This is a genomic window from Microbacterium sp. B24, from assembly GCF_000333415.1.
Classification (GTDB): Bacteria; Actinomycetota; Actinomycetes; order Actinomycetales; family Microbacteriaceae; genus Microbacterium.
Window position 1 is genome coordinate 1 of record NZ_BADB01000515.1, and the last position, 1491, is coordinate 1491.

The following is a 1491-nucleotide window of genomic DNA, read 5'->3' on the forward strand; positions in this document are numbered from 1 at the left end:
GACGACCAAGTGAAAGACGCGCGACGGATGGCGCTGTTGCGCGAGTCGAATGCGGCGAGCTTTCCCGAGCTGTGGGGTCGAGGCGCGTNGCGCAACCCGGACTGATCGTCGCGCCACCGGCATCCCTCAGACGAGGTCGGCGACCGCATCCATCCGCATCGCGGCCACCGCCGGGAACGGAACGATCCGGAAGCCGCGCAGCTGATCGGCTCGGCGCACCGCGCCGACCTCGTGCAGCGCGAGATCGAGATGGTCTGCCCCGGCGCGGTCGATCGTGCCGGACAGGACACGTCCCGTTACGAGACGCACCGTCACCGGGATGCGCCGACGGACGAGATCGCGAACGACGAAGCCCAGAGACATACGCTGCGCGAGTGCGCCGCCGGGGTGGGCGCTGCGCACGCTGTCGAGAAGATCCTTCGTGCCGAGGGCCATGGTCGCCACGGCGGTGAACGGCACGATCCAGACCATCCCCGACGATCCGTCCTCGACGGACACGGCGAGCCAGTCGGATCCGACGCGCGTGACGACTCCCGACAGCGTCGTGCCGTCCGTGAGCTCGATGCCGAGGGAGACGTCGCCGGCCTCCGTGAGCACCACGAGCCGATCTCGGACGGGGATGCGCGCCAGGCGCAGGCGCTCCGCCTCGGTATCGAGGGCGGCGCGCTCAGCCTCCCATTCGGAGTCGAGTTGGTCTTCCAGATCCTCGAAGAAGCGGTCCCAGCGCACGCGGCGACCCTAGGGCACGGATACCGCTGCCCGCCGACTCTGTCCACAGCGGCCTCTCCACACGTTGGAGGATTCTCATCCTTCCTGTGCGTGGGCTGTGTTGTACTCGTCAGACGCCCGACCGGGCGGACGACGTCAGAGGAGGACGGAGCATGGCCACCGCATCCCCCGACGCTGCCGGTACTCCACCGCGCAGCGCGACCGCGCCGCGGAGCGTGTCGACACCACGCCGCGGATCTGCATTGGAGGTCGCGGAGTACTTCGCACCCCAGCGCACCGGCACGGATGCGCTGCCCGCTCCCGAGCCGCTGCTGAAGAACCTGACCATCGGCGTCCTCGAGGCCCTCGCCGGGGTGCGCGAAGTCGATCAGCTCGCACGCTGGTTCGGCGAGGACGCGTTCCGCGCGCTGATCACACGGGCCAATCTGTCGGCTCGTGCGCGGAGTGCGCGCGGTGTCGCGCCGGCCCGCCCCGTGCACCATATCCTTTCGACACGCCACTCCTCGCCCGCCGACGGCGTCATCGAAGGAGTCGTCATCGTGGCAGGACCCGCGCGCACGCGCGCCGTCGCCCTCCGTCTGGAGGGCTGGGACGGTCGCTGGCGCGCCACGTCCCTCGCACTTCTCTGAGCCTTCCGGGGACGCGCCCCGCGTGACCGACCCGCCTTACTGCCGGTACGACGAGAGGAAGTTGCCGAGCCGTTCGATCGCCTCGGTGAGCACGCGCGCCNTCGGCAACGTCACGATCCGGAAGTGATCCGGC

2 protein-coding genes are annotated in these 1491 nt (G+C 70.0%); one reads left to right on the forward strand and one right to left on the reverse strand.

Annotated features, from left to right (window positions below):
- Window positions 1–126: 126 nt before the first annotated feature.
- Entirely contained in the window at window positions 127–729 is a 603-nt protein-coding gene (locus tag I5I_RS15035; RefSeq protein ID WP_036321645.1) for a hypothetical protein, read from the reverse strand.
- Between the two features lie 152 nt (window positions 730–881).
- Between I5I_RS15035 and I5I_RS15040 the strand changes: the two genes are divergently transcribed.
- The gene (locus I5I_RS15040; RefSeq protein ID WP_187289968.1) at window positions 882–1358 is read left to right on the forward strand and encodes an Rv3235 family protein; all 477 of its coding nucleotides are present in this window, start codon (window positions 882–884) and stop codon (window positions 1356–1358) included.
- Window positions 1359–1491: the final 133 nt, after the last annotated feature.